Consider the following 1,060-nt stretch of genomic DNA (forward strand, 5'->3'; position numbering starts at 1 on the left):
TTTGGTTTGGCTTTGCCGCCCAGTACCAAGCGGAGCATGAAAGATAAAATGGCAATCGGCAGCATCACGATTTCCATCGAATACTTGGCGAAAACAGGCCAAAAGACGTCAGCAATACCCTCGCAGCCACGGCAGTGCCCGAATGGTTCGGTGCCGACAACAGGGTCATGCCATAGTTTGCCGCACCCGCAGTGGCCAAAGCGGCTATGACCTTCAATGTTGTAGTGAGGTGCGTGTCCATTGCCGAAGATTCTATGGGCTCTGCCGCAACCCTAGCGCGATGGATAATGTTGGAAAAGCCCCCATTTCTTTGAGACACACACCCATGCCACGCAATATTGAAATCAAGGCCCGCATCGAAAGCGTGGAGCGCCTAAAGCCTCTAGCCGCGTCCCTCAGTGGTGGCGCTCCGGTTGAAATATTGCAAGATGACACTTTCTTCCGATGCGCCGCCGGGCGGCTCAAGCTACGCGCTTTCGCAGACGGAACTGGTGTGCTGATCTTTTACCAACGGGCAGATAAGAAAGGCCCCAAGCCCAGTTTTTTCACGACGGCGCCCACCCACGCACCCGATGTATTGCGCGAGACGTTGTCACTGGCCTACGGCCAGTCGGGCCGCGTCAAAAAGCAGCGCACGCTGTACATCGTCGGTCGCACGCACATCCACCTAGACCGCGTGGAAGGACTGGGTGACTACCTGGAGTTGGAGGTCATGCTGGAAGAGGGCGAAGCGGCCGAGCTGGGTGAGCAAGAGGCAGATACCACCATCAGCAAGTTGGGTGTGCAACCATCGCAGTTGGTGGAGCGTGCGTATGTTGATCTGTTGGCGGACAAGGCATCAAGCAGGAAGGCTTAAGCAAAATAAGCCTGTAGCCCCCGTACAGGCTTAATTGGCTACTATCACATTGATAGCAACTAGTCAGCGTTGGTTTTTTTCGCAGGCTTGGCTTTGGGGGTACCGTTTAGCGCCACGGCCTCGCGAATGAGCGCCTTGAAGGCGGAGGCGTCCACCTCTTCGTCTTCAAAGATGTCCAATGCGCGGCGCGCGTTGCCGTCCAGG

General features: G+C 56.2%; 2 protein-coding genes. Both read left to right on the plus strand.

Annotation, left to right across the window (positions count from 1 at the left end):
* Positions 1–210 (plus strand): hypothetical protein (locus AC097P_RS24885; protein WP_479613088.1); only part of this gene is annotated, 210 nt, incomplete at its 5' end.
* A 115-nt stretch (positions 211–325) separates the two neighbouring features.
* Positions 326–856: a class IV adenylate cyclase gene (locus tag AC097P_RS24890; protein ID WP_479613089.1), complete on the plus strand. Its 531-nt coding sequence runs from the start codon at positions 326–328 to the stop codon at positions 854–856.
* Positions 857–1,060 lie beyond the last annotated feature (204 nt).

This window comes from Rhodoferax sp. ZS1R8 (assembly GCF_056521325.1).

Coding starts and splice junctions, on each gene's coding strand:
- AC097P_RS24890 (WP_479613089.1), top strand. CDS start 326: ATGCCACGCAATATTGAAATCAAGGCCCGCATCGAAAGCGTGGAGCGC.